This is a genomic window from Pseudomonas sp. (genome assembly GCF_050739935.1).
GTDB lineage: Bacteria > Pseudomonadota > Gammaproteobacteria > Pseudomonadales > Pseudomonadaceae > Aquipseudomonas.
The window spans coordinates 37985-59126 of the sequence record NZ_JBOICF010000102.1; the positions used below are offsets into that span (position 1 = coordinate 37985).

The following is a 21142-nucleotide window of genomic DNA, read 5'->3' on the forward strand; positions in this document are numbered from 1 at the left end:
CGAATAAAAAGGCGCATTCAAAATTCGAAAACTGCGCCCTTTCAATCCGTTCGCGGACCAGACGGTATTTGGAATCCGGCAGCATTCAATGCCCGAAACTCAGTTCGTCCTGAGTGCCTCAATCAACTGCGCCTTGGTCATTTTCGAACGCCCGGCAATATTGCGACTGCGAGCCTCGGTCATCAGGCTCTCCTTACTTTGCGTCTCGAGCGAGGCTTTGGATTCGCGTCCGTGCCCACCGCGTGTTTGCGCGGCTCTCTTGCCTGAATCTGACTTGGCCTTTTCTTTGGACGCTTTGGGCGTTTTGGCTCCTGAGCCACCGGCCTTTTCGCCGCCGCCAGACTGCTTATTCACGGTCGCCCAAGCACGAGCTTCCGCTTCACCCTTTGGCGTGCCCTTATGCTCGTAACTTTCTTCGATGTGCTCGGCTTTACGCTTTTGCTCATCGGTGTACTTATCCTTGCTTCCCTGTGGCATGGCAGATTCCTCGGGACAGATATTGGGTCAGTCGATCTTTGCCTCTGTTCAGATAGGGAAGCCGATTCTCGCTGGAAAGTTCACACCGATTTTCCGGAGGCCATAACAGGACAGCCTGCGATAAATCTCGAGCGGAGCGCACCACGGCAGAAATACCCGACCTCCCGCATGTCCCAGCGCGTCACTCTGCCGTTCACTCAGGCACGTCTGTTTACTCAAACATCTGCTTGATCGTGCTGGTCGTAGGGTCACAAGCGCGTATTTATGCTCGAAAGGACGACGCTTGCGCCTTCTGTCGGCAGGCATGTGGATAGTTCGAACACTTGGCATTGCTGCCGAGTCGACTAATTAGCTGTGCGCATTTACGGCCAGTGGCCGCATTCTCCGACGTCTTGCGACGAGGATTTAACAATGCCTAGAACGACCAGGCCGCCACGCTCACTAAGTGAAAACGCCTGATCCGGCTCGCCTGATGTGAACGGCTTATGACGGCAGCGACGTGGAAACAGCGGTCGCCAGATTATTTCGTTAGCCGAATATTGCCCGTAGACATGGGTAATCAAGAATCCCTCATTGGCCCGCGCATTGCGCGGGCTCTTTTTGCGCAAGACCGCGCCCATAGCGGTCACCAGGAAGCAACACATGAAAACATCGGAAAGTGCGCCGAGCACGGCATTAAAGCGTGCAGTAACCGGCCCCATGCTATTGCTGTTCATCCTCGGCGACGTGCTGGGCGCAGGCGTTTATGCGCTCGCCGGTACCATCGCAGGTCAAGTGGGCGGCGCAATCTGGGTTCCACTGCTGGTGGCACTGTGTTTTGCACTGCTTACAGCAGGATCTTATGCCGAGCTGGTAACCAAATATCCGCATGCCGGCGCATCCGCCGTATTCGCCGGTAAAGCGTTCAACTCTCCGCTGATTTCCTTTTTAGTTGGTTTTTGCATGCTGGCCGCCGGAGTAACCAGCGCGGCAGGACTATCGTTGGCTTTCGCAGGCGACTACCTTGCACCCTTCATCGATGTCTCGCCCCATGTAGCCGCATTGGTATTCCTCGTCATCATTGCCCTGCTCAATGCGCGCGGGATCAAAGAATCGCTGACGGCGAACCTTGTGATGACAGTGATAGAGGTCTCGGGCCTGATCATTGTGGTGCTTGCCGCCGCATGGTTTTTTCGAAGCGGACAAGCCGATATCGGCCGAGCGATAGAGTTCAAGGCCGGCATAAACCCCGCTTTCGCGGTTCTCAGCGCTGCATTGCTGGCGTTTTACTCTTTCGTGGGCTTCGAGACCTCGGCCAATCTGGCTGAAGAAATCCGGGATGTTCGCAAGACCTATCCCCGTGCGTTGTTCGCCGCGTTGCTCATCGCCGGGGCCATCTACATGGCGGTAGGAATCGCGGCCGCGTCGGTAATGCCAGTGGAGCAACTGGTCACCTCTTCGGCCCCATTGCTGGAAGTCGTGAAGGCCTCCGGCCTGGGCATTCCACCTTTGCTGTTCGCATTCATTGCGCTGGTCGCCGTCGCAAATGGCGCGCTGTTGACAATGATCATGTCCAGCCGGCTTACCTATGGCATGGCGCGTCAGGGTCTACTTCCGAAAGCCTTATCGAGCGTTCTGCCGCAACGCCGCACGCCCTGGTTGGCCATTCTCGCTACGACAGCCGTGGCAGTGGTGCTGACGCTGACCGGCTCGCTGGCGACGCTTGCACAAACCGTAGTGCTGCTCCTCTTGTTCGTGTTCATCAGTACCAATCTGGCTGTTTTGATGTTGCGGCGTGATGTCGTCCAGGCCAAACACTTCCGGGTGCCAACCTGGGTTCCCATCCTCGCCATTGCCTCATGCGTTCTGTTACTGACCCAGCAAAGTCTGGACACATGGCTACGTGCAGGAGCACTGGTACTGGTTGGTGTCATCTTGTACGCGGTAACCCGGGCCAGCGGCCTTCGTCCGATCGTCACCAGCGACTTCAAGGCAACCGGTGAGCAGGAGAGATAGCGGAAATCCTGCTGTGCGAAGCTCAGTGATGGCGGTGAGATCAAATCGGATCGTCCGTTGAATCACCTGACAGTGCGGTCATTGCTGGATGCGATACCACCAATCATTGATTGAGCAAGGATCCTACGTGCCTGCAAAATCATATCGGCAGCGCAATCGTCTACGACGTCTGGCAGCACTTTCAAAGGACCAGCGACACCGACTGGCTTGTCCGCGCGGGGCCGAGTTGATGATCGAGGTCGCGCTATTCTGGGCAAGTGTGGTTGACCATGATCCAGTCAACGGCCGCTACATGATTCGCGGTGTCATCGGGCCGGATGAATATCACAATGGCTATCCGGGCAGCCCGCAGCCTGGCCTGAACAATAACGCCGTTTAGCGTACTGCTGATATGGAGAGCGCCTTTGAAACCTACGGTTATGGCTTTAAATTCAGGTGTTTTGTTCTACTAAACTCCAACAGTTGTGCTCAGACTTATATCGACTCCAATAATTGAATGTCTCACACAATCTGAATCGACTACCGTATCAAGAAAGGAGTAACTCACCGGATAAACCCCCTTCCTCAAGGAGCCCGAGCCACCGAAGGGCCAGAAGGGAGCTTGGTCGAAGCTGCCGATCATAGCGACGCCAAACCCGCGCCCCACTTTGCTTCAGACGAAAAAAAACCCGAAAATTCACACTTTCGTGGACCTCTCGGGTTTTGAAGATGGTGGGTCGTGTGGGATTCGAACCTACGACCAATTGGTTAAAAGCCAACTGCTCTACCAACTGAGCTAACGACCCGCTTCGTGGTGGCGCGTATATTACTGATTTTTCTCAGTAATTCAACACCTGATTGAAAATAATTTAAAAATAACGCGTCGGGTCGGCTACACCAGCGGCTGCGAAGCCTTCCGCACGCAGGCGGCAGCTATCGCATTTACCGCATGCGCGGCCCTGATCGTCGGCCTGATAGCAAGAGACGGTCAGTCCGTAATCAACGCCCAGACGCGTCCCAGTCTTGACGATATCGGCCTTGCTAAGCATTTGCAGCGGCGCCTGAATCGTGAAGCCCTGCCCTTCTACACCGGCTTTGGTGGCCAGGTTGGCCATGCGTTCGAACGACTCAACGAACTCAGGGCGGCAATCCGGGTAACCCGAATAGTCGACCGCGTTCACACCGATAAAGATGTCACGGGCGCCCAGTACTTCAGCCCAGCCCAACGCCAGCGACAGGAACACGGCGTTGCGTGCTGGCACGTAGGTCACCGGGATGCCTTCGCCGGGAGTTTCCGGCACGGCAATACTGCTATCGGTGAGCGCCGATCCGCCGATGCCGTTCAGATTGAGCCCGATCACCTTGTGCTCGACCACGCCCAGATCCTTGGCAACGCGCTCGGCCGCCTGCAGTTCCGCACGATGGCGCTGACCGTAATCGAAGCTCATGGTGTAGCAGCTGAAACCGTCGGCCTTGGCCATGGCAACCACGGTGGCAGAATCCAGTCCGCCAGACAAAAGGATTACCGCTCTCTTCTCAGTCATCGTTTGTTCACTCATGTCAGCGTCCCGGCTCGTCATTCCAGAGAATTTTATGCAGTTGCAATTGCAGGCGCACCGGCAGGTTGTCGGCAACGATCCAGTCCGCCAGGTCGCGGGCATTCAGGTCGCGGTGCACTGGGGAAAACAGCACCTCGCCGGCGCGACGTTCAAGGCCATACTGGATGATCTTCGACACGGCCCAGTCATAATCTTCCCGCGAACAGATCACAAACTTGACCTGATCGTTAGGCGTCAGCAGCTCGATATTTTCATAACGATTGCGCGCGACCTCTTTCGAGCCGGGGGTCTTTAAGTCCACGACACGGCTGACGCGAGGGTCGACCCTGGAAATATCCAAGGCGCCGCTGGTCTCCAAAGAAACCTCGTAGCCCGCGTCACACAGACGCTGAAGCAACGGGATTGCGTTTGGCTGGGCCAGAGGCTCGCCGCCGGTGACACAGACATACCGCGGACGATAGCTGGCAACCTGCTCCATGAGCGAGTCAAGGGTCTGGATGGTGCCGCCGCTGAAGGCGTATTCGCTGTCGCAATAGCCGCAGCGCAACGGGCAGCCGGTGAGGCGCACGAATACGGTAGGCAAACCCGCCGTGCGCGTTTCACCCTGCAACGAGTAAAAAACTTCGGTGATTCGTAATGTGTCTTGCATAGGGGCCACGGGCGTAACGGCTAAACAGGCCATCCGCCTCCGTCAGGCACTTTCGCACACTCTGCACTCGCAGAATCCACGGAAGCGTAATCAATACCGGAATTTCGGGGGCGAGATTCTAACGAAAAAAGCCGCGCAACGCGCGGCTTTCTTGAATCGACGGTCAAACTGCCTGGCAATCAGAGGCGTTGAAGGTCACGCTGAGCGAGTTGTGCTGCTGAGGTCCCAGGGTATTGGGCAACCACTTGCTGAAGAATGCCCTTGACCTTGTCGGTATGACCCAGACGTCGTTCGACATCTGCCAGTTTGTACAGGGAATCAGGCACCTTGGCGTGCTTTGGATAGAGCTGACTCACCTTTGCGAAAGCCTGACCGGCACCCTGAAGGTCGCCTTTGGCCAGATTCACTTCGCCCAACCAGTATTGGGCATTACCCGCATACTGGCTGTTCGGGTATTTACGCAGGAAAGCAGAAAACGCCTGGCTCGCCTTGTCGAAATCCTTGGCCTTGATCAGGTCGAAAGCAGCGTCGTAATAGAGCTTCTCTTTCGCCGGATCACCCGGTTCCGTGCTGCTCTGCGGCGCCTGAGCGGCGCCACCAGCAGGTGCTACGGGTGCCCCGCCGGCATTTACGCCGCCGTCGGAAGCTGAATTGTTGGCAGCTGGTGCAGCAGGTGCGCCGCCAGCTCCGATGCGAGAGTCGAGATCCTTGTAACGATCCAGCGCTTCTTGTTTCATTTGCTGGATATCGTTCTGCTGGACTTCGACAATTCCGCGCAAGCGCGAAATCTCATCCTGCATTTGTTGCAGCTGCATGAACAGCTGACCTTGCGCCGAAGGTTGGGCAGTCGCCCCCCCTCCGGCGTAGGCGCCCGCCGTACCATAACCCGATGGCGGATAACTGCTGCCAGCAGAGCCAGAGTTGTCATCGACCACAGGAACCGCACCCATCGCTGCAAGAGGAAGAGTGAGAGCCAAAACGGTTAAAGCACGGCGGTACGTTCGCATGTCAAATTACTTACGCAGTTCGACGCGACGGTTTTGAGCCCAGGACTGCTCGTCGTTGCCGGTAGCAACTGGACGCTCTTCACCGTAGGACACAACTTCCAGCTGAGCTGGCGATACGCCTTGCAGAACCAGGTAGCGTTGAACGGCTTTCGCACGACGCTCGCCCAGTGCCAAGTTGTATTCGCGAGTACCGCGTTCGTCAGTGTTACCTTCCAGAACAACGCGAGCGCCGTTAGCTTTCAGGTCCTTGGCATGAACGTCCAGAGCGCGCATGGCTTCTGGTTTCAGGTCAGAACTGTCGTATTCGAAGTAGAAAGTGGTGATTGCGCGCAGAGCAGCTTCTTCGCTCAGGCTGCCATCAACAGCACCAGTGTTAGCGCCGTAACCAGCGTTTGGATCTACAGCAGCGCCCTGACCGGCATTGTCGCCGCCTTTGGACGAGCAACCTACAGCTACAGCCATGGCCAGAGCCAGAGCAGCAAACTTACCAAACTTCAGCATTTCCATCGTGAAACTCCTAATGAACCCCAGTGTGTTAAGTAAAACGTAAAGCGCCGCGTCAGTTCAGGTAAGGGGACCAGGAAGGTTCTCTGACTTCGCCTTGAGCGGTAGGAAGCGGGAGCCTTACGCGTCCGTTAATGGACACGAGCATCAAGACTCCCCGGCCCTGCTGGCGGGTGGCGTAGATTACCATGGTGCCGTTGGGCGCAACAGTAGGCGACTCATCAAGGTTGCTGTCTGTGAGGATTTTTACGCTACCGCGTTGCAAATCCTGAGCCGCTACCTTGAAGTTGGTAAAACCATCTTGACGATGGATCATGACAAGAGTCTTTTCATCAGCCGACAGTTTAGGGTTGGCATTGTAGTTACCGATGAAAGTGACTCGCTCAGCGCCGCCGCCATTAATGCTCGTTTTATAGATCTGTGGTTTGCCACCACGATCGGATGTGAAGTAGAGAGTCGAACCGTCTTTACCGAAGAAAGGTTCGGTATCGATGGACGAATCATTAGTGACTCGCGAAAGCTGACGCGAAGCCAGGTTCATCACATATATTTCAGGGTTACCATCTTTCGACAGAACCATCGCCAGTTTGCTGCCGTCCGGAGACCACGCAGGCGCGCCGTTCAGGCCCTCGAAGTTGGTGATCTGCTCGCGGCGGCCGGTGTCGATGTGCTGAACGAAGATGCGCGGACGCTTTTGTTCGAAGGACACGTAGGCGATGCGCTTGCCATCCGGGGCAAAGCGTGGCGAAAGGATCGGCTCCCGGGATTGCAGCAGCGTCACGGCACGAGCACCGTCGTAGTCCGAGCGTTGCAGCGTGTAACGGGTGTTGTTGGTACCAAAACGTTCAGCCGTGACATACAGCATGCGTGTAGAGAACGCACCTTTGATGCCGGTAAGTTTTTCGAATGACTGGTCGGCGATGTAATGCGCCATGTCACGCAGCTGGTCGGTGGTGCCCGATACGTTGCCGGTCAGCACTTGCTGCTCGGTAGCGACATTGAACAATGCGTACTGCACCTGCAGGCGACCGCCCGATGGGCTGATGCTGCCGACCATGACGTACTGGGCACCCAGCGCTTTCCAGTCGCGGAAAATCACTTCGCTCGCCTGGCTCGGCTGGCTGATCATGTTTTCCTTGGGAATCGGCGAGTAATAGCCCGAGTTCAGCAAGTCACTGCTGATGATCTGAGCCATGTCTTCCGGCAATACACTGCCGCCTTGCAAACCGAATGGCACCACTGCGATAGGCGTGGCGCGGTCACTGCCGCTTGTAACCAAAATGTTCTTTTCGTCAGCAGCGGCAAAACCCGCTGCGCAACAAAGAACGACAAGCAATCCTCGAAGAAGGTTAATCACAAGGCTAGATCCTCAGGTGTGAATGTCATCTTGAATGAACGGTAAGGCGCGAAATCCGAAGGTTTCAGCCCCTGCATCTCTGTCAAACGACCAATGTTCTTGACCGCCGCTACTGCCGAACTGTCGAACGGACCATCGCCGCTGGACTTGTTCACAGTCACCGAAGTGATTGTCCCGTCCGGCAACATGGCGATCTGCAACACGACGGTCATGCCTTTGCGCGCCGAAGGTGGGCGTGCCCAGCCTTCCGCCGCTCGCGAACGAATCAAGTCATCGAAGCTGCCAGCGACCTCATCGCCCCTCTCATCGGCCAGCGCCTGTTGGCGTTCCGGCTTGTCGGAAAGCAAATCGGCCAGTGCTTGCGCCTTCTTCTCTTCCGCCGATTTACGGGCAGCGTCCTGGGCTTTCTTCTTGGCGTCGTCTGCAGCTTTTTTCTTGGCATCGTCAGCCGCTTTTTTCTTCGCGTCTTCGGCAGCCTTTTTCTTGGCGTCGTCAGCAGCCTGCTTCTTCGCGTCCTCGGCAGCCTGTTTCTTGGCTTCTTCGGCAGCCGCGCGCTTGGCATCTTCCTCGGCTTTTTTCTTCGCGTCGTCTTCAGCTTTCTTCTTGGCTATATCAGCCAATTGTTTCTCTTCAGCGGCTTTCTTGGCGTCGTCCGCTTTTTTGGCCTCGGCCTTCTTTGCATCATCGGCAGCTTTCTTCGCGTCATCGGCCTTTTTGGCGTCTTCGGCTTTCTTTGCCTCTTCAGCCTTTTGCTCTTCGGCCTTTTGAGCGGCATCGGCTTTCTTTTGTTCCGCCGCCTTTATCGCCTCTTGCTCAACTTTTTTCTGCTCCATCTGCTCGACTTCTGTCTGTCGCGCAGCGGATTTCTTTGCCTCGCCAGCAAGCTTCTGGTTGGTCTGGGTCGTCGCCTGGCTTTTGGACTTCAACTGATAAAGCGTGGCCTGAACGATCGGCTTGGATTCAGGCAGCTCCGGCGTCATTGCGAAGCTGACGAACAGCAGACCGAAAATCAGGACATGCAGCGCCACAGCCCAGACTGAGGGCCAGAAGTAGCTTTCCGAGGCTGACGGCTCTCGAATCGGCTGCATCAGGGCGCCTCGGTAATCAGACCAACGTTCCCGACTCCGGCCTTTTGCAACCCGCCCATCGTGCCCATTACGGCTCCGTAGTCCACGGTCTTGTCGCCACGGATGAACACCTGAGTCTGCTTGCCGGCATCGCGACCGGCCGCGATGATCTTGGTCACGGCGCTGGTCAGTTGCGGCAAGGTCATGGCCTTGTCCATCTGCTTGTCGGTATCGACTTCGCTGCCAAGGTTCCAGTAGTAGGTCTTGTCAGCCTTGATCGAAATGGTCAGGACCTGATTGTTGTTGTCCTGCGGCAAAGCCTCGCTGGAGACCTTGGGCAGATCGACTTTCACGCCCTGGTTAATCATTGGAGCCGTGACCATGAAGATGACCAGTAGCACCAACATCACGTCGATGTAGGGCACCACGTTCATTTCGGCGACCGGCTTGCGTTTGTTGCGTCGACCGCGAGCGATTAAAGCCATTGAAAAATACCTGCTTAGTCTTCGCTGGTGTGCACTTTACGGTGCAGGATGGCCTGGAACTCGTCGGCGAATGTGTAGTAACGGCCGATCAGGTTTTCGCCACGAGCGGCGAAACGGTTGTAGGCGATTACTGCAGGGATTGCCGCGAACAGGCCGATGGCGGTAGCGATCAATGCCTCGGCGATACCCGGCGCAACGGTAGCCAGAGTGGCTTGTTGCGCGGTGGCCAGGCCACGGAAAGAGTTCATGATCCCCCATACGGTACCGAACAGACCGACATAAGGGCTGGTGGAACCCACGGTTGCCAGGAACGGCAGGCTCTGCTCGAGTTTTTCTTCCTCACGGGAGATTGCAACACGCATGGCTCGTGCGACACCTTCCATCACGGCATCAGGATCGACACCCGGCTGCTGACGCAGGCGCGAGAATTCCTTGAAGCCGGCCCGGAAAATCTGTTCCACGCCCGAATCCGGATCAGGGTTGCTGCCAGCCTGACGATACAGCTTGGACAGGTCTATACCCGACCAAAAGCGCTCCTCGAAGCTGTCCAGCGCACGACGCCCGGCACGCAGCATGGAGCTGCGCTGAAAAATCATGATCCACGAAGTGACCGATGCGGCCACCAGGATCAGCATCACCAACTGAACGACCACGCTGGCATTGCTGACCAAACTCCACATGGAGGTATGGTCGACGACGTTAGCTTCCACGCTGTATCTCCTGCTCTGAATGTGTACCCGCGCCGCTCTGGCCGGCAAAGGCCGTGCGCAGAGCTTCGGGAATGGCCCGGGGTTTCAAACTATCGGCGCGCACACACGCCACCAAAAACTGCCCTTCGCAGAGCAGTACATTATCCGCGGCCCGCCTGACCTGTTGCTGAAAGCGCAGGCTGGCACGGTTCAATTCGATCACTTCGGCGCTAACCAGGAGTTCATCGTCCAGTCGCGCAGGCTTGTGATAACGCGCCTCGCTGGAATGAACGACAAACAACAGGTTCTCGTCACCGGCCATTGCGGATTGGGCGAAGCCCAACTCCCGCAGTCGCTCGGTCCGAGCCCGCTCCATGAATTTAAGGTAATTGACGTAGTAGACGATGCCGCCAGCATCGGTGTCTTCGTAATAAACGCGACAGCGATGTGCGAACGACTGACCCCCGTTTTGCGCGCGCATACTCTAGTGCTTACTCCTCAGGTTGCCAATCCGGCCAGGCAACTGTTTTTCATCGTTTTTCACCGCCAGGCACAAGGTTGATTGCCATGACTGCCCGTCAGACCACCAAACGCCGGAATAAATCGGTCGATCTCGTCTTTATTCGTCAGTATCGTCGGGCAGCTCATCCGGGATCGACCGCTCGCTCATCCGTGACGGGATATTCAAGCCAAAGTGCAGATAGGCATGCCGCGTGACCATGCGACCGCGAGGTGTGCGCATCATATAGCCTTGCTGAATCAAATAGGGTTCCAGTACATCCTCGATGGTGTGACGCTCTTCGCTGATCGCCGCCGCCAGGTTATCCACGCCCACGGGGCCTCCATCGAACTTCTCGATCATGGTCAGCAGCAATCGCCGGTCCTGGTGATCGAACCCGCGCTCATCCACATCCAGCAGGTTCAAAGCCAGGTCGGCGATAGGTTTGGTGATCTGGCCCTTGGCGCGAACCTCGGCGAAATCACGTACACGGCGCAACAGACGGTTGGCAATACGCGGCGTCCCCCGGGCACGTCGGGCAATCTCGAAAGCCCCTTCATCTTCGATATGCAATCCAAGAATGCCGGCCGAGCGCGAGACGATCGTCGCAAGATCCGCGGTGCTGTAGAACTCAAGACGCTGCACGATACCGAAGCGGTCACGCAGGGGGTTTGTCAGCATTCCCGCCCGGGTCGTGGCGCCGACCAGCGTAAACGGAGGCAGATCGAGCTTGATCGAGCGCGCGGCAGGGCCTTCGCCGATCATGATGTCCAGCTGGAAGTCTTCCATTGCCGGGTACAGGACCTCCTCGACAATGGGCGACAGACGGTGGATTTCGTCGATGAACAGCACGTCATGGGGTTCGAGGTTGGTCAGGATCGCCGCCAGATCACCGGGCCGTTCAAGGACCGGGCCCGAGGTGCTCTTGATCGAGACCGACATTTCTTGTGCGATGATGTTGGCCAGCGTGGTTTTACCCAACCCCGGCGGGCCGAAGATAAGCGTGTGGTCCAGCGCTTCACTGCGCCCCCGGGCGGCCTGGATGAACAGCTCCATCTGCTCGCGCACGGTGGGCTGACCGATGTAATCGGCCAGACTCAATGGCCGGATGACACGATCCAGTTGCTCGTCACGATCGCGGCCAGTGGCGGCGATCAGGCGGTCGGCTTCGATCACTTACATCATCCCCTTGAGTGCGCGGCGAATCAGGTCTTCACTGCTCAGATTCTTGTCTTTGATGGCGGTCACCGCCTTGCTGGCTTCCTGAGGCTTGTAACCCAGAGAGATCAGCGCGCTGACCGCGTCGGATTCGGCTGTCGCCACGGGTAATGCCGCACCCGGGCCTTCCACCACAAGCGCGAATGTCCCGGGCAATGCATCCCAGGCCTTGAAGCGGTCCTTGAGCTCGACCAGCAGACGTTCGGCGGTCTTCTTGCCGACGCCTGGTACGCGCGTCAGTGCCGAAGTGTCCTGTGCCTGAACGCAGCGCACCAGCTCATCGACTTCCAGCGTCGACATCAGGGCCAGCGCCAGCTTGGGTCCCACGCCATTGAGGCGGATCAACTCGCGAAACATCTCGCGGTCACGCTTCTCGTAAAAGCCAAACAACAGATGCGCATCTTCCCGTACCACCAGATGAGTGTGCAGCGTCACCGTATCGCCCAGATGTGGCAGACGATAAAGGGTGGTCATGGGAACTTCGATCTCGTAGCCCACACCATTGACATCGAGCACCAGGTGCGGGGGCTGCTTCTCGACCAGCGCACCGCGCAAACGTCCAATCACGTATCAGATCCTTTCCAGTAGCTTGTGACTGCGAGGAACAGGGCCGTAACCCTGGTCGCCATGTTTGCAGGACTCACGTGAGCTGCAAGTGAAAATTTATGAGCGAATGATGCTATCAGAGACGCAAACGGCCGCCACGGCTGCGCGCGGTATTCAGACCGTGGGGGATCAGGCTGGAACGGGTATGAGCATGGCACAAGGCAATTGCCAGTGCGTCAGAGGCGTCGACCTGTGGCTTTTTGGTCAGTTTGAGCAAGTGCATGACCATCATCATCACCTGGTCCTTGTTCGCCCCACCCGTTCCGGCGACGGCCTGTTTGACTTGGGTCGCCGTGTATTCGGCGATTTCCAGGCTTTCCTCTGCACCCGCGACGATGGCCGCGCCTCGCGCCTGGCCTAACTTGAGCGCCGAATCAGGGTTGCGCGCCATGAAGACCTTCTCAATCCCCATGGTCACCGGCCCGTAGGTCTGGATCACCTCGCGCACGCCGCGATACACGATCTGCAGCCGCTCGTGCAATAAACCAGTGCCGGTACGAATACAGCCCGAGGCCACGTACTCGCATCCGCGCCCGGTGTCACGCACCACGCCGAAGCCGGTGATTCGCGAACCGGGGTCGATACCTAAAATAAGAGTCATAACGCCTGCAGCTTGGGAAGTGACGCGCACAATTGAACGCAGCATAAAGGCAGAAGCCGGAGGCCGATAGCGCTGATCGAAATCAGCGCTTCGTGCCTCCGGCCTCATGTCCTGACGGGATGACGATCAGCCAAGCTGCTCCATCACCTCATCCGGGATTTCCGCGTTGGAATAAACGTTCTGTACGTCATCCAGATCCTCGAGCATGTCGATCAGCTTGAGCACCTTTTCCGCCGTTTCGAGATCCAGCACTGCGCTGGTGGTCGGCTGCATGACGATTTCCGCGTCCGCAGCGGTAAAACCCGCGGCTTCCAGCGCGTTACGCACGGTATAGAAGCCAGCGAAAGACGTGAATACGTCAATGGAGCCATCTTCATGGGTCACGACATCATCGGCGTCTGCCTCCATCGCCGCTTCCATCAGCGCATCTTCATCGATGCCAGGCGCGAAAGAGATCTGGCCTTTACGCTCGAACAGATACGACACAGAGCCGTCGGTACCCAGGTTTCCACCACACTTGCTGAACGCGTGACGAACGGCGGCGGCGGTGCGGTTACGGTTATCGGTCATGGTTTCGACCATCACCGCCACGCCCCCAGGGCCGTAACCTTCATAACCCAGCTCGACCATATCGTCGGCATCGGCGGCGCCTGCACCGCGCGCGATCGCGCGATCGATGATGTCGCGACTCATGTTAGCGCCAAGCGCCTTGTCCTGAGCCAGACGCAAGCGCGGATTGGACGCCGGATCACCGCCGCCCTGACGAGCAGCGACCGTCAGCTCACGAATCCACTTGGTGAATATCTTGCCTTTCTTGGCATCTTGACGCTCTTTGCGGTGCTTGATGTTCGCCCACTTGGAATGACCAGCCATAAAACGCTCCAAACTTGAAACACACACACCCCGCTCGATCACTCGAACGGAATGCTTCACTCGAATCTGTGGCCTATCAGGGCCCGGGAATCAGGGCAAACCAAACAAATGATACGCCCTGCCCTTTATCTTTATCGCCGGTATTACTCGGCCTTAGGCGTCTCGCGCAGGCGGATGTGCAGCTCGCGCAGCTGCTTGGCATCGACCACACCAGGTGCTTGGGTCATGACGTCTGCAGCACTCTGAGTCTTCGGAAAGGCAATGACTTCACGAATCGATTGAGCGCCAGTCATCAGCATGACCAGACGATCCAGACCGAACGCCAGGCCACCGTGCGGCGGCGCGCCGTATTTCAGGGCATCGAGCAGGAAGCCGAACTTCTCTTGCTGCTCGTCTTCGGAAATACCCAACAGACGGAATACCGCCTGTTGCATTTCCTTGCGGTGGATACGGATCGAACCGCCACCCAGCTCGGTACCGTTCAGAACCATGTCGTAAGCGCGCGAAAGAGCGGTAGCCGGGTTGGCTTCCAGCTCTTCAGGCGTGCACTTCGGCGCGGTGAACGGGTGGTGCAGCGCGCTAAAGCTGCCGTCTTCGTTTTCCTCGAACATCGGGAAGTCGACGACCCACATCGGTGCCCACTCGCAGGTGAGCAGGTTCAGGTCGTGACCCAGCTTGATACGCAACGCACCCAGCGCTTCGCTGACGATCTTGAACTTGTCGGCACCGAAAAACACGATGTCGCCGTCAACCGCACCAACGCGATCCAGGATCACATTCAGGTTGGCTTCCGGAATGTTCTTGACGATAGGCGACTGCAGGCCCTCAACGCCCTTGGCGCGCTCATTGACCTTGATATAGGCAAGACCTCTGGCGCCGTAGATGCTGACGAACTTGGTGTAGTCGTCGATCTTGCTGCGCGGCATGCTTGCCCCGCCTGGAACGCGCAATGCGGTCACACGGCATTTCGGATCGTTGGCCGGGCCGCTGAAGACCTTGAATTCGACCTCCTTGAGCTGATCGGCAACGTCTACCAATTCCAGCGGGTTACGCAGGTCAGGCTTGTCGGAACCATAACGGCGCATGGCTTCTTCGAAGGTCATGTGCGGGAAGTCACCGAACTCCAGGTCCAGGACTTCCTTGAACAGCTTGCGGATCATGCTCTCGGTGAGACCCATGATGTCGGCTTCGTTGAGGAAACTGGTCTCGATGTCGATCTGAGTGAACTCAGGCTGACGGTCGGCACGCAGGTCTTCGTCGCGGAAGCATTTTGCGATCTGGTAGTAGCGGTCGAAACCGGCAACCATAAGCAATTGCTTGAACAGCTGAGGCGACTGCGGCAGGGCGAAGAAGCTGCCTGCGTGGGTGCGACTCGGCACCAGATAGTCGCGGGCACCTTCGGGGGTCGCACGGGTCAGGATCGGGGTTTCGACATCAAGGAAACCGTTGCCATCCAGAAAGCCCCGGATGCTCGACGTGATACGCGAGCGCAGACGCAGCTTCTCGGCCATTTCAGGACGGCGCAGGTCGATGAAGCGATAGCGCAGTCGGGTTTCTTCACCGACGTCGGAGTATTCGTTCAGCGGGAACGGCGGCGTTTCTGACTCGTTCAGGACTTCCAGTTCGTAACCCAGAACTTCGATGGCACCGGAAGCCATGTTCGGGTTGACCGCGCCGGCTGGACGGGCGCGCACTTTGCCGGTCAGCTTGACCACGTATTCGCTGCGCACGCGGTCGGCAATGGCAAAGGTGTCAGCGCGATCCGGATCGAAGACCACTTGAGCCAGACCTTCACGATCGCGTATGTCGAGGAAAATTACACCCCCGTGGTCGCGACGGCGGTGGACCCATCCGCAAAGGGTAATTTCCTGACCTTCCAGGCTTTCGTTCAGTTGGCCGCAATAATGGCTGCGCATCATGATCGTGTATTCACTTCTCGTAATTCGGAATTCGGTGGAGCTCTCGCCCGTCGCCAATGCGCAATGGTGCAGGAGCCTTGGCATGCAGTTCAACCCGGCGGTCAATCCCTGCCTTCCATAGTAAGGCGGGGGATTATATAGGGTTAATCAAGGCTGTGCAGCCGCGCTGGCCGATACAGATAAAGAAGTCGCCCGGCGCAGCGTTTCCGGTTTCCGGGCGACTCTAGCTGGAGGCGAGCCCGCCATTCACGCGCCCCCAAGGAATGAGTGCCTTCGAAGTCAGGCAGACGACAGCCGGAAGCCCTCGGCCTTCAACAGATGCGTCACACACACCACGCGAATCAAACCGCTGAAATTCTTCACGCCGCCGTAACGCAGATGAACTTGCCGATCGACGTAGGACAAAACCGCATTGATCGAACAGCTATTGCAACTTGCGATCTCCGACAGGATATTCCAGTACACCCCTTCCAGCCGCAGACACGTTGCCAGACCGTTGAGCCTCACCGAGCGCGACTGCGGCTGGGCCAGATCCATGTTGAAGTTCTCGACGAACGGATCATTGAGAACCTTCATACATCGGTGCACATCCTTGACCTCCCGTGCGGCATTTTGACTCATAAAATCCCCCTTGATGCAATTTCGAGCACAGCGATAGAAACATTTGAAATCAAATAAACGACATGCCTATCAAGCCCTATTCATAGAGGGTTAGCCAGTGGAAGCAGCACTTAGGAAATGTAGGACATCACCACAGTAAGAAGGCGAAACTTGAGCAACTGAAATCTGGAATAAGAATAAAAAACAGCGGGTGTTACATATATATACTCATTAAAAAATAACGAACGCGCAGGTATGACAGATCAATACCAATTAACCTGACAATATTAATAGCTAAATCGATTCAGCCTCAAGTTTCAGTTAGTCAAACCCCAAAAAAGTCTGTGCATAGGACTTGAGAAGCATTTATTGAAGGAGGTCGAAGGCGAAAAGAAGGAGAGCGGGATGTGAGCGGCCAAGTCGGCCGCTCACCAAGACGATTACTTGCCTTCCAGCATTGCACGCAGCATCCATGCGGTTTTTTCGTGGACCTGCATGCGCTGAGTCAGCAGATCCGCCGTCGGCTCGTCACTTACCTTGTCCAGCAACGGGAAGATCCCGCGAGCGGTGCGGGTGACGGCCTCTTGCCCATCCACCAGAGAACGGATCATGTCCTCGGCACCAGGCACTCCTTCTTCTTCCTTGATCGAGGATAGGCGCGCGTAGGTCGAATAGGTGCCCGGAGCCGGGAATCCCAGCGCGCGGATGCGCTCCGCGATGAGGTCGACCGCCAGTGCCAGCTCGTTATATTGCTCTTCGAACATCAGGTGCAAGGTGCGAAACATCGGACCCGTGACGTTCCAGTGGAAATTATGAGTTTTCAGATACAGCACATAGGTATCTGCCAGCAAGCGTGACAGACCTTCCACGATTGACTTGCGATCTTCTTCGCTGATCCCGATATCGATTGCCATGCCAAGCCCTCTTCATATGATGACGTTTCCAAAAAGCTGCATGCACTCTAGCAAGACGCGAGCAATGGCGCAGCCATCTCTGAGTCTGTAAGGCTTCGCCGATGGCTCACAACGCTGCCCGCCAAACAGCGGGCAGGCAGCAAAAAGACCTGGAGTTGGCGGAATACTTTCGCTTCGGGAAACTTCTCAGTGACCGCCTGCGTGGCTCTGGCACACGCCTTCAGCGAAACGCCGGGAATGCAAGCCAAATAGCCATCATCTTCCGCGATCAGTAACGCTAAGCGCTTGATTTGAGTAGCACTGCGCTTTGCTGTTAAATACGGATGTGTCGCTACTGACAAGCCAATAGGTTGTAGCGCACAGGCTGAGTCGGCGCTCGTGCATCACGCCTTCCCTTTTTTCAGAAGCGTACCGGGAATCGCCAGCTTCTTCTTGTGATCCATCTTAATGTGAGTCATCGAAATGTTGAAAATAGTCCACCTGCTAATGGGCGCAGCTGCCCTGCTGCTGTCTTTCATACCTAGCCTGCGTAGTGAAGCGCTGTCTTCTTACCTGTCCCAACCGGATGCGTTGTATCTGGCCCTCTTCGGCCTGATCAATCTGGTCATCGCACCTGTGATTCCTTATTGGAACAGAGGCCCGCGTCATCAACTGCAAAATCTGGTCAGCGCGCTTCTGGTGCTGGCCGTCGTTCTTCAAATCCTTACCCTGCTCGTCCCGCTTGAAACCATCGCAGGCCAACCTGCCGTTCTGGTCAGCCTGTTGGCCCTGGTGGTTGCCGTCGCGATCCATCTGGGTGTCAGCTTTTACAGGTCATCACCCTCCCCGGCGCCACAATCACATGAGCTGGGCCAGCGCGATACCGGCACAGTAAAGTGGTTCAACACCTCCAAGGGCTTCGGCTTCATTTCCCGCGACTCTGGCGACGATATCTTCGTGCATTTCCGGGCCATCCGCGGAGAAGGCCACCGCGTGCTGGTCGAAGGTCAACGTGTCGAGTTTTCCGTAATGAACCGTGACAAGGGCCTACAGGCCGAAGACGTTATCGCGGCGCTCCCGCGCCGCTAAGCGTCAATTCAAAAAAAACCGCGCTCCAGGGCGCGGTTTTTTTGTGCTCTTAATAATGAGGCGGCGGCGTGTCCTCTTCGAACGCCTCGAACTGCCCACCCATTTCTTCCTGGCGCTTGATCAAGGCCGCCATCTGCAACTGCATTCGCTCAAGGCTTCGCTGCTGCGCGACCAAGACATCGTTGAGCGCCTGAATCGTGTCGTCCTGAAATGCCAGGCGACTCTCAAGATCCATCACCCGATCCTCAAGGTTCATGGCTGCACCTCTACAAAACAAAGATCGTCAGCAAGCGCCGCCTTCAATCGCCCGATCACGTCGACTGCCTGGTCGACGGAGTAAGGCACTGCGGGATGCTTGCCCCAAACCGGAGCCGGCCACGCGATATCGCTCTTATGACGAACGATGACGTGCATATGTAGCTGACTCACCACATTCCCCAGCGCCGCGACGTTCATCTTGTCGGCCTTGAACAGTTGCTGGAGTGTCCTGGATAACGCCGTGGTTTCTTTCCACAACTGCAACTGTTCGGCCTCGGACAACTGGAATATTTCGCTTATATCCGCTTTGCGCGGTACCAGGATAAACCATGGGTATTGGGCGTCGTTGGACAGTAGCAGTCGGCACAATGGGAAATCTCCCACAGGCAAGGTGTCCTGCACTAAACGCTGATCCAGAACAAACACGCATCAACTCCTGATCGCGGGGTTAGGTTTGATGTTTTCGCTGAATGCCAAAACGGTCCTCGATACCGGGCAGGATACTCGGGAATACCGGGCGAATCACCTCAACGTGCTCTGTGATGCCATTTTGCGTGATGACTGTTGATTCCGAGTCAGTACGAGCTAGCCTCCCTTGCACCGACAACGATCGCTTTTTGTACTAACGCACCGACATGAGGCAGCGTAGAAAACATGAAATAGCCGGGGCAGCAGAGAGAAAAAAACGCTGTACCTTCGCGGATTCAAGCACTTGATTCGCTGAAATCACTCGCTGCGCTGACTCAAAGGTCAAGCACGGGTGGCATCTTCCTACTGACGTACCAAATGCATGCGAAATTGTGACTGCACGCACCAAAACGACTCACCTCTGAGACACTGTCCATTACCTATCCGCGATTTACTCACTTCCTGCCGGTAACAGGTAACGTCAGTGACATTTTTGGGCAAGGACCTCATCCATTCGAGGACTACAAATCATTTTTTTTGATATTTTTTATCCTTTTAAAACAGATGGTTGCAGTTAGACCTGAACGTATTTACACGCCTTTGGACATTTTTTTCACGTAAGACGGAACTTTGAGCACGGTTGTTGCTTTGTCACACACATGATCGAAAAGCAGGCGTCCATTACCTTAAGCGTCGATCGAAAGGAAAATGACGGGCAAACCCTTTTGGGGCGTTCGGTAAGACGGGATGCAGATCACTGCGGATGTGAATCCCGACGGTCCGAAAGTACAGCTGTAGTTGAACGTCTTTAGATAAGGAGCTGTTCATTAGCGACACGGACAGAGCTGTTTTGCGACATGGCAGTAAAGAAATTGAAAGGATGGGTTCGTAACTATCGCCAATAATGTCAGCGTGATATAAGTTTCGCCGACACCAAAAAGAAAGAGCCGTCCAGATAAAAAAACAGGTGGACGGCGGTACTCTTCTTAAAACCAAAGGAGCAAAGTCACGATGAGAGTGATGAAGTGGAGCGCAATCGCCCTGGCAGTTACTGCGGCCAGTACCCAGTTGGCATCGGCTGCGGCATTCGTAAGCGATCAGTCCGAAGCAACTGGTTTTGTTGAAGGTAGCAAGCTGGACGTCAAAACCCGCAACTACTACTACAACCGCAACAACAAAAACGGCGGCGTTGACGACAAAGACTGGACCCAGGGTTTCTTTGGTAACTTCAGCTCCGGTTATACCCAAGGTCTGATCGGTGTCGGTATAGATGCGTTCGGTTACGCTGGCTTCAAGCTGGACGGCAGCGATAAGTACTCCGGTTCGGGCAACCTGGTGACCGACAGCGAAGGCAAGAACGAGGACAGCTTCGGCAAAGCGGGCGCTGCTGTTAAGTTCCGCATCTCGAAAACCGAACTGAAAATCGGCGACATGCAGCCTCAAAACCCGGTTTTCGCAGTGGGCGGTACCCGTCTGTTGCCACAAACTGCCAGCGGTCTGACCCTGCAAAGCAGCGAGATCCAAGGTCTTGACGTTGAAGCTGGTCGCTTCTACTCGGGTACCAGCCAGGACGACACCAACCGTGATGGCGAAATCTGGGCTACCTACGCTGGCGTGACATCCAAATCCGCTACTTTCGGTGGCGGCAAATACTCCATCACCGACAACCTTGGCGTTGGTTTCTATTACTCGAAACTGGAAGACGTCTGGAACCAGTACTACGGCAACGTGAACTACGCGCTGCCGTTGACCGATGATCAGTCGCTGGCCTTCGACTTCAACTACTACAACACCTCCGATACCGGCAGCGCCAAAGCTGGCGATATTACCAACAACACGTTCTCGCTCTCTGCCGCGTACTCGTTCCTGGCAGCGCACACAGTGACCCTCGCGTTCCAGAAAGTTAACGGCAATACACCGTTCGACTACATCGGTATCGGCGATAACAACCGCGGCGGCGACTCGATCTTCCTGGCCAACTCCGTTCAGTACTCTGACTTCAACGGTCCTGGCGAGAAATCCTGGCAGGCGCGTTACGACCTGAACATGGCTCCGTATGGCGTACCTGGTCTGAGCTTCATGACCCGATACATCAACGGCAAGGACATCGACGGCGACAAAATCGATGCTGGCAGCCCATATCAGGCTTACGGTTACGGTTCTGACGGTAAACACCACGAGACCAACGTTGAAGCGAAATACGTAGTTCAGACCGGCCCTGTCAAAGACCTGTCGTTCCGTATTCGTCAATCGTGGCACCGCGCCAACGCCGATCAGGCTGAAGGCGACGTAGATGAGTTCCGTCTGATCGTCGACTACCCGATCTCGGTTCTCTGATAGCGCTGCGATTCATTAACGGATCGCGCTGCAAGTCATTACCGAAACAGAAAAGCCCGGCCCTGTGCCGGGT

General features: G+C 56.3%; 23 protein-coding genes, 1 tRNA gene and 1 pseudogene. 5 read left to right on the forward strand and 20 right to left on the reverse strand.

Annotated features, from left to right (window positions below; translation table 11 throughout):
* Positions 1 to 99: 99 nt before the first annotated feature.
* Entirely contained in the window at positions 100 to 477 is a 378-nt protein-coding gene (locus ACRER8_RS20310) for a termination factor Rho (protein WP_431747992.1), read from the reverse strand.
* A gap of 642 nt (positions 478 to 1119) precedes the next feature.
* On the opposite strand from ACRER8_RS20310, the gene ACRER8_RS20315 reads away from it, so the two are divergent.
* Both ACRER8_RS20315 and ACRER8_RS20320 read left to right on the forward strand, forming a co-directional pair.
* Complete coding sequence (locus ACRER8_RS20315) at positions 1120 to 2472, forward strand: APC family permease (RefSeq protein ID WP_431747993.1); 1353 nt, start codon at positions 1120 to 1122, stop codon at positions 2470 to 2472.
* Between the two features lie 127 nt (positions 2473 to 2599).
* Positions 2600 to 2851, forward strand: a complete 252-nt coding sequence (locus ACRER8_RS20320; protein ID WP_431747994.1) for a hypothetical protein — start codon at positions 2600 to 2602, stop codon at positions 2849 to 2851.
* 330 nt (positions 2852 to 3181) lie between these two features.
* Here ACRER8_RS20320 and ACRER8_RS20325 read toward each other — a convergent pair.
* From ACRER8_RS20325 to ACRER8_RS20405, 17 genes are all read right to left on the reverse strand, one after another.
* Positions 3182 to 3257, reverse strand: a tRNA-Lys gene (locus ACRER8_RS20325).
* 63 nt (positions 3258 to 3320) lie between these two features.
* Complete coding sequence (queC, locus tag ACRER8_RS20330) at positions 3321 to 3995, reverse strand: 7-cyano-7-deazaguanine synthase QueC (RefSeq protein WP_431748030.1); 675 nt, start codon at positions 3993 to 3995, stop codon at positions 3321 to 3323.
* A gap of 16 nt (positions 3996 to 4011) precedes the next feature.
* Entirely contained in the window at positions 4012 to 4659 is a 648-nt protein-coding gene (gene queE, locus ACRER8_RS20335; RefSeq protein WP_431747995.1) for a 7-carboxy-7-deazaguanine synthase QueE, read from the reverse strand.
* A gap of 179 nt (positions 4660 to 4838) precedes the next feature.
* The gene (gene ybgF, locus ACRER8_RS20340; protein ID WP_431747996.1) at positions 4839 to 5666 is read right to left on the reverse strand and encodes a tol-pal system protein YbgF; all 828 of its coding nucleotides are present in this window, start codon (positions 5664 to 5666) and stop codon (positions 4839 to 4841) included.
* Between the two features lie 6 nt (positions 5667 to 5672).
* Positions 5673 to 6173, reverse strand: coding sequence for a peptidoglycan-associated lipoprotein Pal (gene pal, locus ACRER8_RS20345; RefSeq protein ID WP_108235675.1), 501 nt, complete (start codon positions 6171 to 6173; stop codon positions 5673 to 5675).
* A gap of 52 nt (positions 6174 to 6225) precedes the next feature.
* Positions 6226 to 7527: a Tol-Pal system beta propeller repeat protein TolB gene (gene tolB / locus ACRER8_RS20350; protein ID WP_431747997.1), complete on the reverse strand. Its 1302-nt coding sequence runs from the start codon at positions 7525 to 7527 to the stop codon at positions 6226 to 6228.
* Positions 7524 to 8615 (reverse strand): cell envelope integrity protein TolA, encoded by a 1092-nt coding sequence (gene tolA / locus ACRER8_RS20355; protein WP_431747998.1) that lies wholly within the window; start codon positions 8613 to 8615, stop codon positions 7524 to 7526. Before tolA ends, tolB begins: the two co-directional genes overlap by 4 nt.
* Positions 8615 to 9079, reverse strand: a complete 465-nt coding sequence (gene tolR / locus ACRER8_RS20360) for a protein TolR (protein ID WP_037014073.1) — start codon at positions 9077 to 9079, stop codon at positions 8615 to 8617. The genes tolA and tolR overlap by 1 nt, the downstream gene beginning before the upstream one ends.
* Positions 9080 to 9093: 14 nt before the next feature.
* Positions 9094 to 9789, reverse strand: coding sequence for a protein TolQ (tolQ, locus tag ACRER8_RS20365; protein ID WP_110947339.1), 696 nt, complete (start codon positions 9787 to 9789; stop codon positions 9094 to 9096).
* The gene (ybgC, locus tag ACRER8_RS20370; RefSeq protein WP_431747999.1) at positions 9779 to 10249 is read right to left on the reverse strand and encodes a tol-pal system-associated acyl-CoA thioesterase; all 471 of its coding nucleotides are present in this window, start codon (positions 10247 to 10249) and stop codon (positions 9779 to 9781) included. Before ybgC ends, tolQ begins: the two co-directional genes overlap by 11 nt.
* 138 nt (positions 10250 to 10387) lie before the next feature.
* Positions 10388 to 11443, reverse strand: coding sequence for a Holliday junction branch migration DNA helicase RuvB (gene ruvB / locus ACRER8_RS20375; RefSeq protein WP_431748000.1), 1056 nt, complete (start codon positions 11441 to 11443; stop codon positions 10388 to 10390).
* Complete coding sequence (gene ruvA / locus ACRER8_RS20380; protein WP_431748001.1) at positions 11444 to 12052, reverse strand: Holliday junction branch migration protein RuvA; 609 nt, start codon at positions 12050 to 12052, stop codon at positions 11444 to 11446.
* Positions 12053 to 12167: 115 nt separating this feature from the next.
* Positions 12168 to 12692, reverse strand: coding sequence for a crossover junction endodeoxyribonuclease RuvC (ruvC, locus tag ACRER8_RS20385; protein WP_431748002.1), 525 nt, complete (start codon positions 12690 to 12692; stop codon positions 12168 to 12170).
* Positions 12693 to 12818: 126 nt separating this feature from the next.
* The gene (locus ACRER8_RS20390) at positions 12819 to 13565 is read right to left on the reverse strand and encodes a YebC/PmpR family DNA-binding transcriptional regulator (RefSeq protein ID WP_431748003.1); all 747 of its coding nucleotides are present in this window, start codon (positions 13563 to 13565) and stop codon (positions 12819 to 12821) included.
* Between the two features lie 143 nt (positions 13566 to 13708).
* On the reverse strand, positions 13709 to 15484 hold the full coding sequence (gene aspS, locus ACRER8_RS20395; protein ID WP_431748004.1) for an aspartate--tRNA ligase: 1776 nt from the start codon (positions 15482 to 15484) through the stop codon (positions 13709 to 13711).
* Positions 15485 to 15763: 279 nt separating this feature from the next.
* Positions 15764 to 16105: a ribbon-helix-helix domain-containing protein gene (locus tag ACRER8_RS20400; RefSeq protein WP_431748005.1), complete on the reverse strand. Its 342-nt coding sequence runs from the start codon at positions 16103 to 16105 to the stop codon at positions 15764 to 15766.
* Positions 16106 to 16524: 419 nt separating this feature from the next.
* A complete protein-coding gene (locus ACRER8_RS20405) occupies positions 16525 to 16998 on the reverse strand; it encodes a Dps family protein (RefSeq protein WP_431748006.1) in 474 nt (157 codons plus the stop codon).
* A gap of 486 nt (positions 16999 to 17484) precedes the next feature.
* Here ACRER8_RS20405 and ACRER8_RS20410 point away from each other — a divergent pair.
* Together ACRER8_RS20410 and ACRER8_RS20415 are read left to right on the forward strand one after the other, a co-directional pair.
* Positions 17485 to 17736 (forward strand): annotated as a pseudogene (locus ACRER8_RS20410) (cold shock domain-containing protein membrane protein); the annotation flags it as partial.
* Between the two features lie 108 nt (positions 17737 to 17844).
* On the forward strand, positions 17845 to 18066 hold the full coding sequence (locus ACRER8_RS20415) for a cold shock domain-containing protein (protein ID WP_218568412.1): 222 nt from the start codon (positions 17845 to 17847) through the stop codon (positions 18064 to 18066).
* A 49-nt stretch (positions 18067 to 18115) separates the two neighbouring features.
* Here ACRER8_RS20415 and ACRER8_RS20420 read toward each other — a convergent pair whose 3' ends face one another.
* Both ACRER8_RS20420 and ACRER8_RS20425 read right to left on the reverse strand, forming a co-directional pair.
* Positions 18116 to 18322: a SlyX family protein gene (locus ACRER8_RS20420; RefSeq protein WP_431748007.1), complete on the reverse strand. Its 207-nt coding sequence runs from the start codon at positions 18320 to 18322 to the stop codon at positions 18116 to 18118.
* Positions 18319 to 18750 carry an HIT family protein gene (locus ACRER8_RS20425; RefSeq protein WP_431748008.1) on the reverse strand — a complete coding sequence of 144 codons (432 nt, stop codon included), beginning with the start codon at positions 18748 to 18750 and terminating at the stop codon, positions 18319 to 18321. Before ACRER8_RS20425 ends, ACRER8_RS20420 begins: the two co-directional genes overlap by 4 nt.
* A gap of 993 nt (positions 18751 to 19743) precedes the next feature.
* On the opposite strand from ACRER8_RS20425, the gene ACRER8_RS20430 reads away from it, so the two are divergent.
* Positions 19744 to 21069, forward strand: coding sequence for an OprD family porin (locus ACRER8_RS20430; RefSeq protein ID WP_431748009.1), 1326 nt, complete (start codon positions 19744 to 19746; stop codon positions 21067 to 21069).
* Positions 21070 to 21142: the final 73 nt, after the last annotated feature.

Coding starts and splice junctions, on each gene's coding strand:
- ybgF (WP_431747996.1), bottom strand. CDS start 5,666: ATGCGAACGTACCGCCGTGCTTTAACCGTTTTGGCTCTCACTCTTCCT.
- ACRER8_RS20400 (WP_431748005.1), bottom strand. CDS start 16,105: ATGAGTCAAAATGCCGCACGGGAGGTCAAGGATGTGCACCGATGTATG.
- pal (WP_108235675.1), bottom strand. CDS start 6,173: ATGGAAATGCTGAAGTTTGGTAAGTTTGCTGCTCTGGCTCTGGCCATG.
- queC (WP_431748030.1), bottom strand. CDS start 3,995: ATGACTGAGAAGAGAGCGGTAATCCTTTTGTCTGGCGGACTGGATTCT.
- ybgC (WP_431747999.1), bottom strand. CDS start 10,249: ATGCGCGCGCAAAACGGGGGTCAGTCGTTCGCACATCGCTGTCGCGTT.
- tolA (WP_431747998.1), bottom strand. CDS start 8,615: ATGCAGCCGATTCGAGAGCCGTCAGCCTCGGAAAGCTACTTCTGGCCC.
- ACRER8_RS20315 (WP_431747993.1), top strand. CDS start 1,120: ATGAAAACATCGGAAAGTGCGCCGAGCACGGCATTAAAGCGTGCAGTA.
- aspS (WP_431748004.1), bottom strand. CDS start 15,484: ATGATGCGCAGCCATTATTGCGGCCAACTGAACGAAAGCCTGGAAGGT.
- ACRER8_RS20310 (WP_431747992.1), bottom strand. CDS start 477: ATGCCACAGGGAAGCAAGGATAAGTACACCGATGAGCAAAAGCGTAAA.
- tolR (WP_037014073.1), bottom strand. CDS start 9,079: ATGGCTTTAATCGCTCGCGGTCGACGCAACAAACGCAAGCCGGTCGCC.
- ACRER8_RS20420 (WP_431748007.1), bottom strand. CDS start 18,322: ATGAACCTTGAGGATCGGGTGATGGATCTTGAGAGTCGCCTGGCATTT.
- ACRER8_RS20405 (WP_431748006.1), bottom strand. CDS start 16,998: ATGGCAATCGATATCGGGATCAGCGAAGAAGATCGCAAGTCAATCGTG.
- ACRER8_RS20430 (WP_431748009.1), top strand. CDS start 19,744: ATGAGAGTGATGAAGTGGAGCGCAATCGCCCTGGCAGTTACTGCGGCC.
- ACRER8_RS20390 (WP_431748003.1), bottom strand. CDS start 13,565: ATGGCTGGTCATTCCAAGTGGGCGAACATCAAGCACCGCAAAGAGCGT.
- ruvC (WP_431748002.1), bottom strand. CDS start 12,692: ATGACTCTTATTTTAGGTATCGACCCCGGTTCGCGAATCACCGGCTTC.
- queE (WP_431747995.1), bottom strand. CDS start 4,659: ATGCAAGACACATTACGAATCACCGAAGTTTTTTACTCGTTGCAGGGT.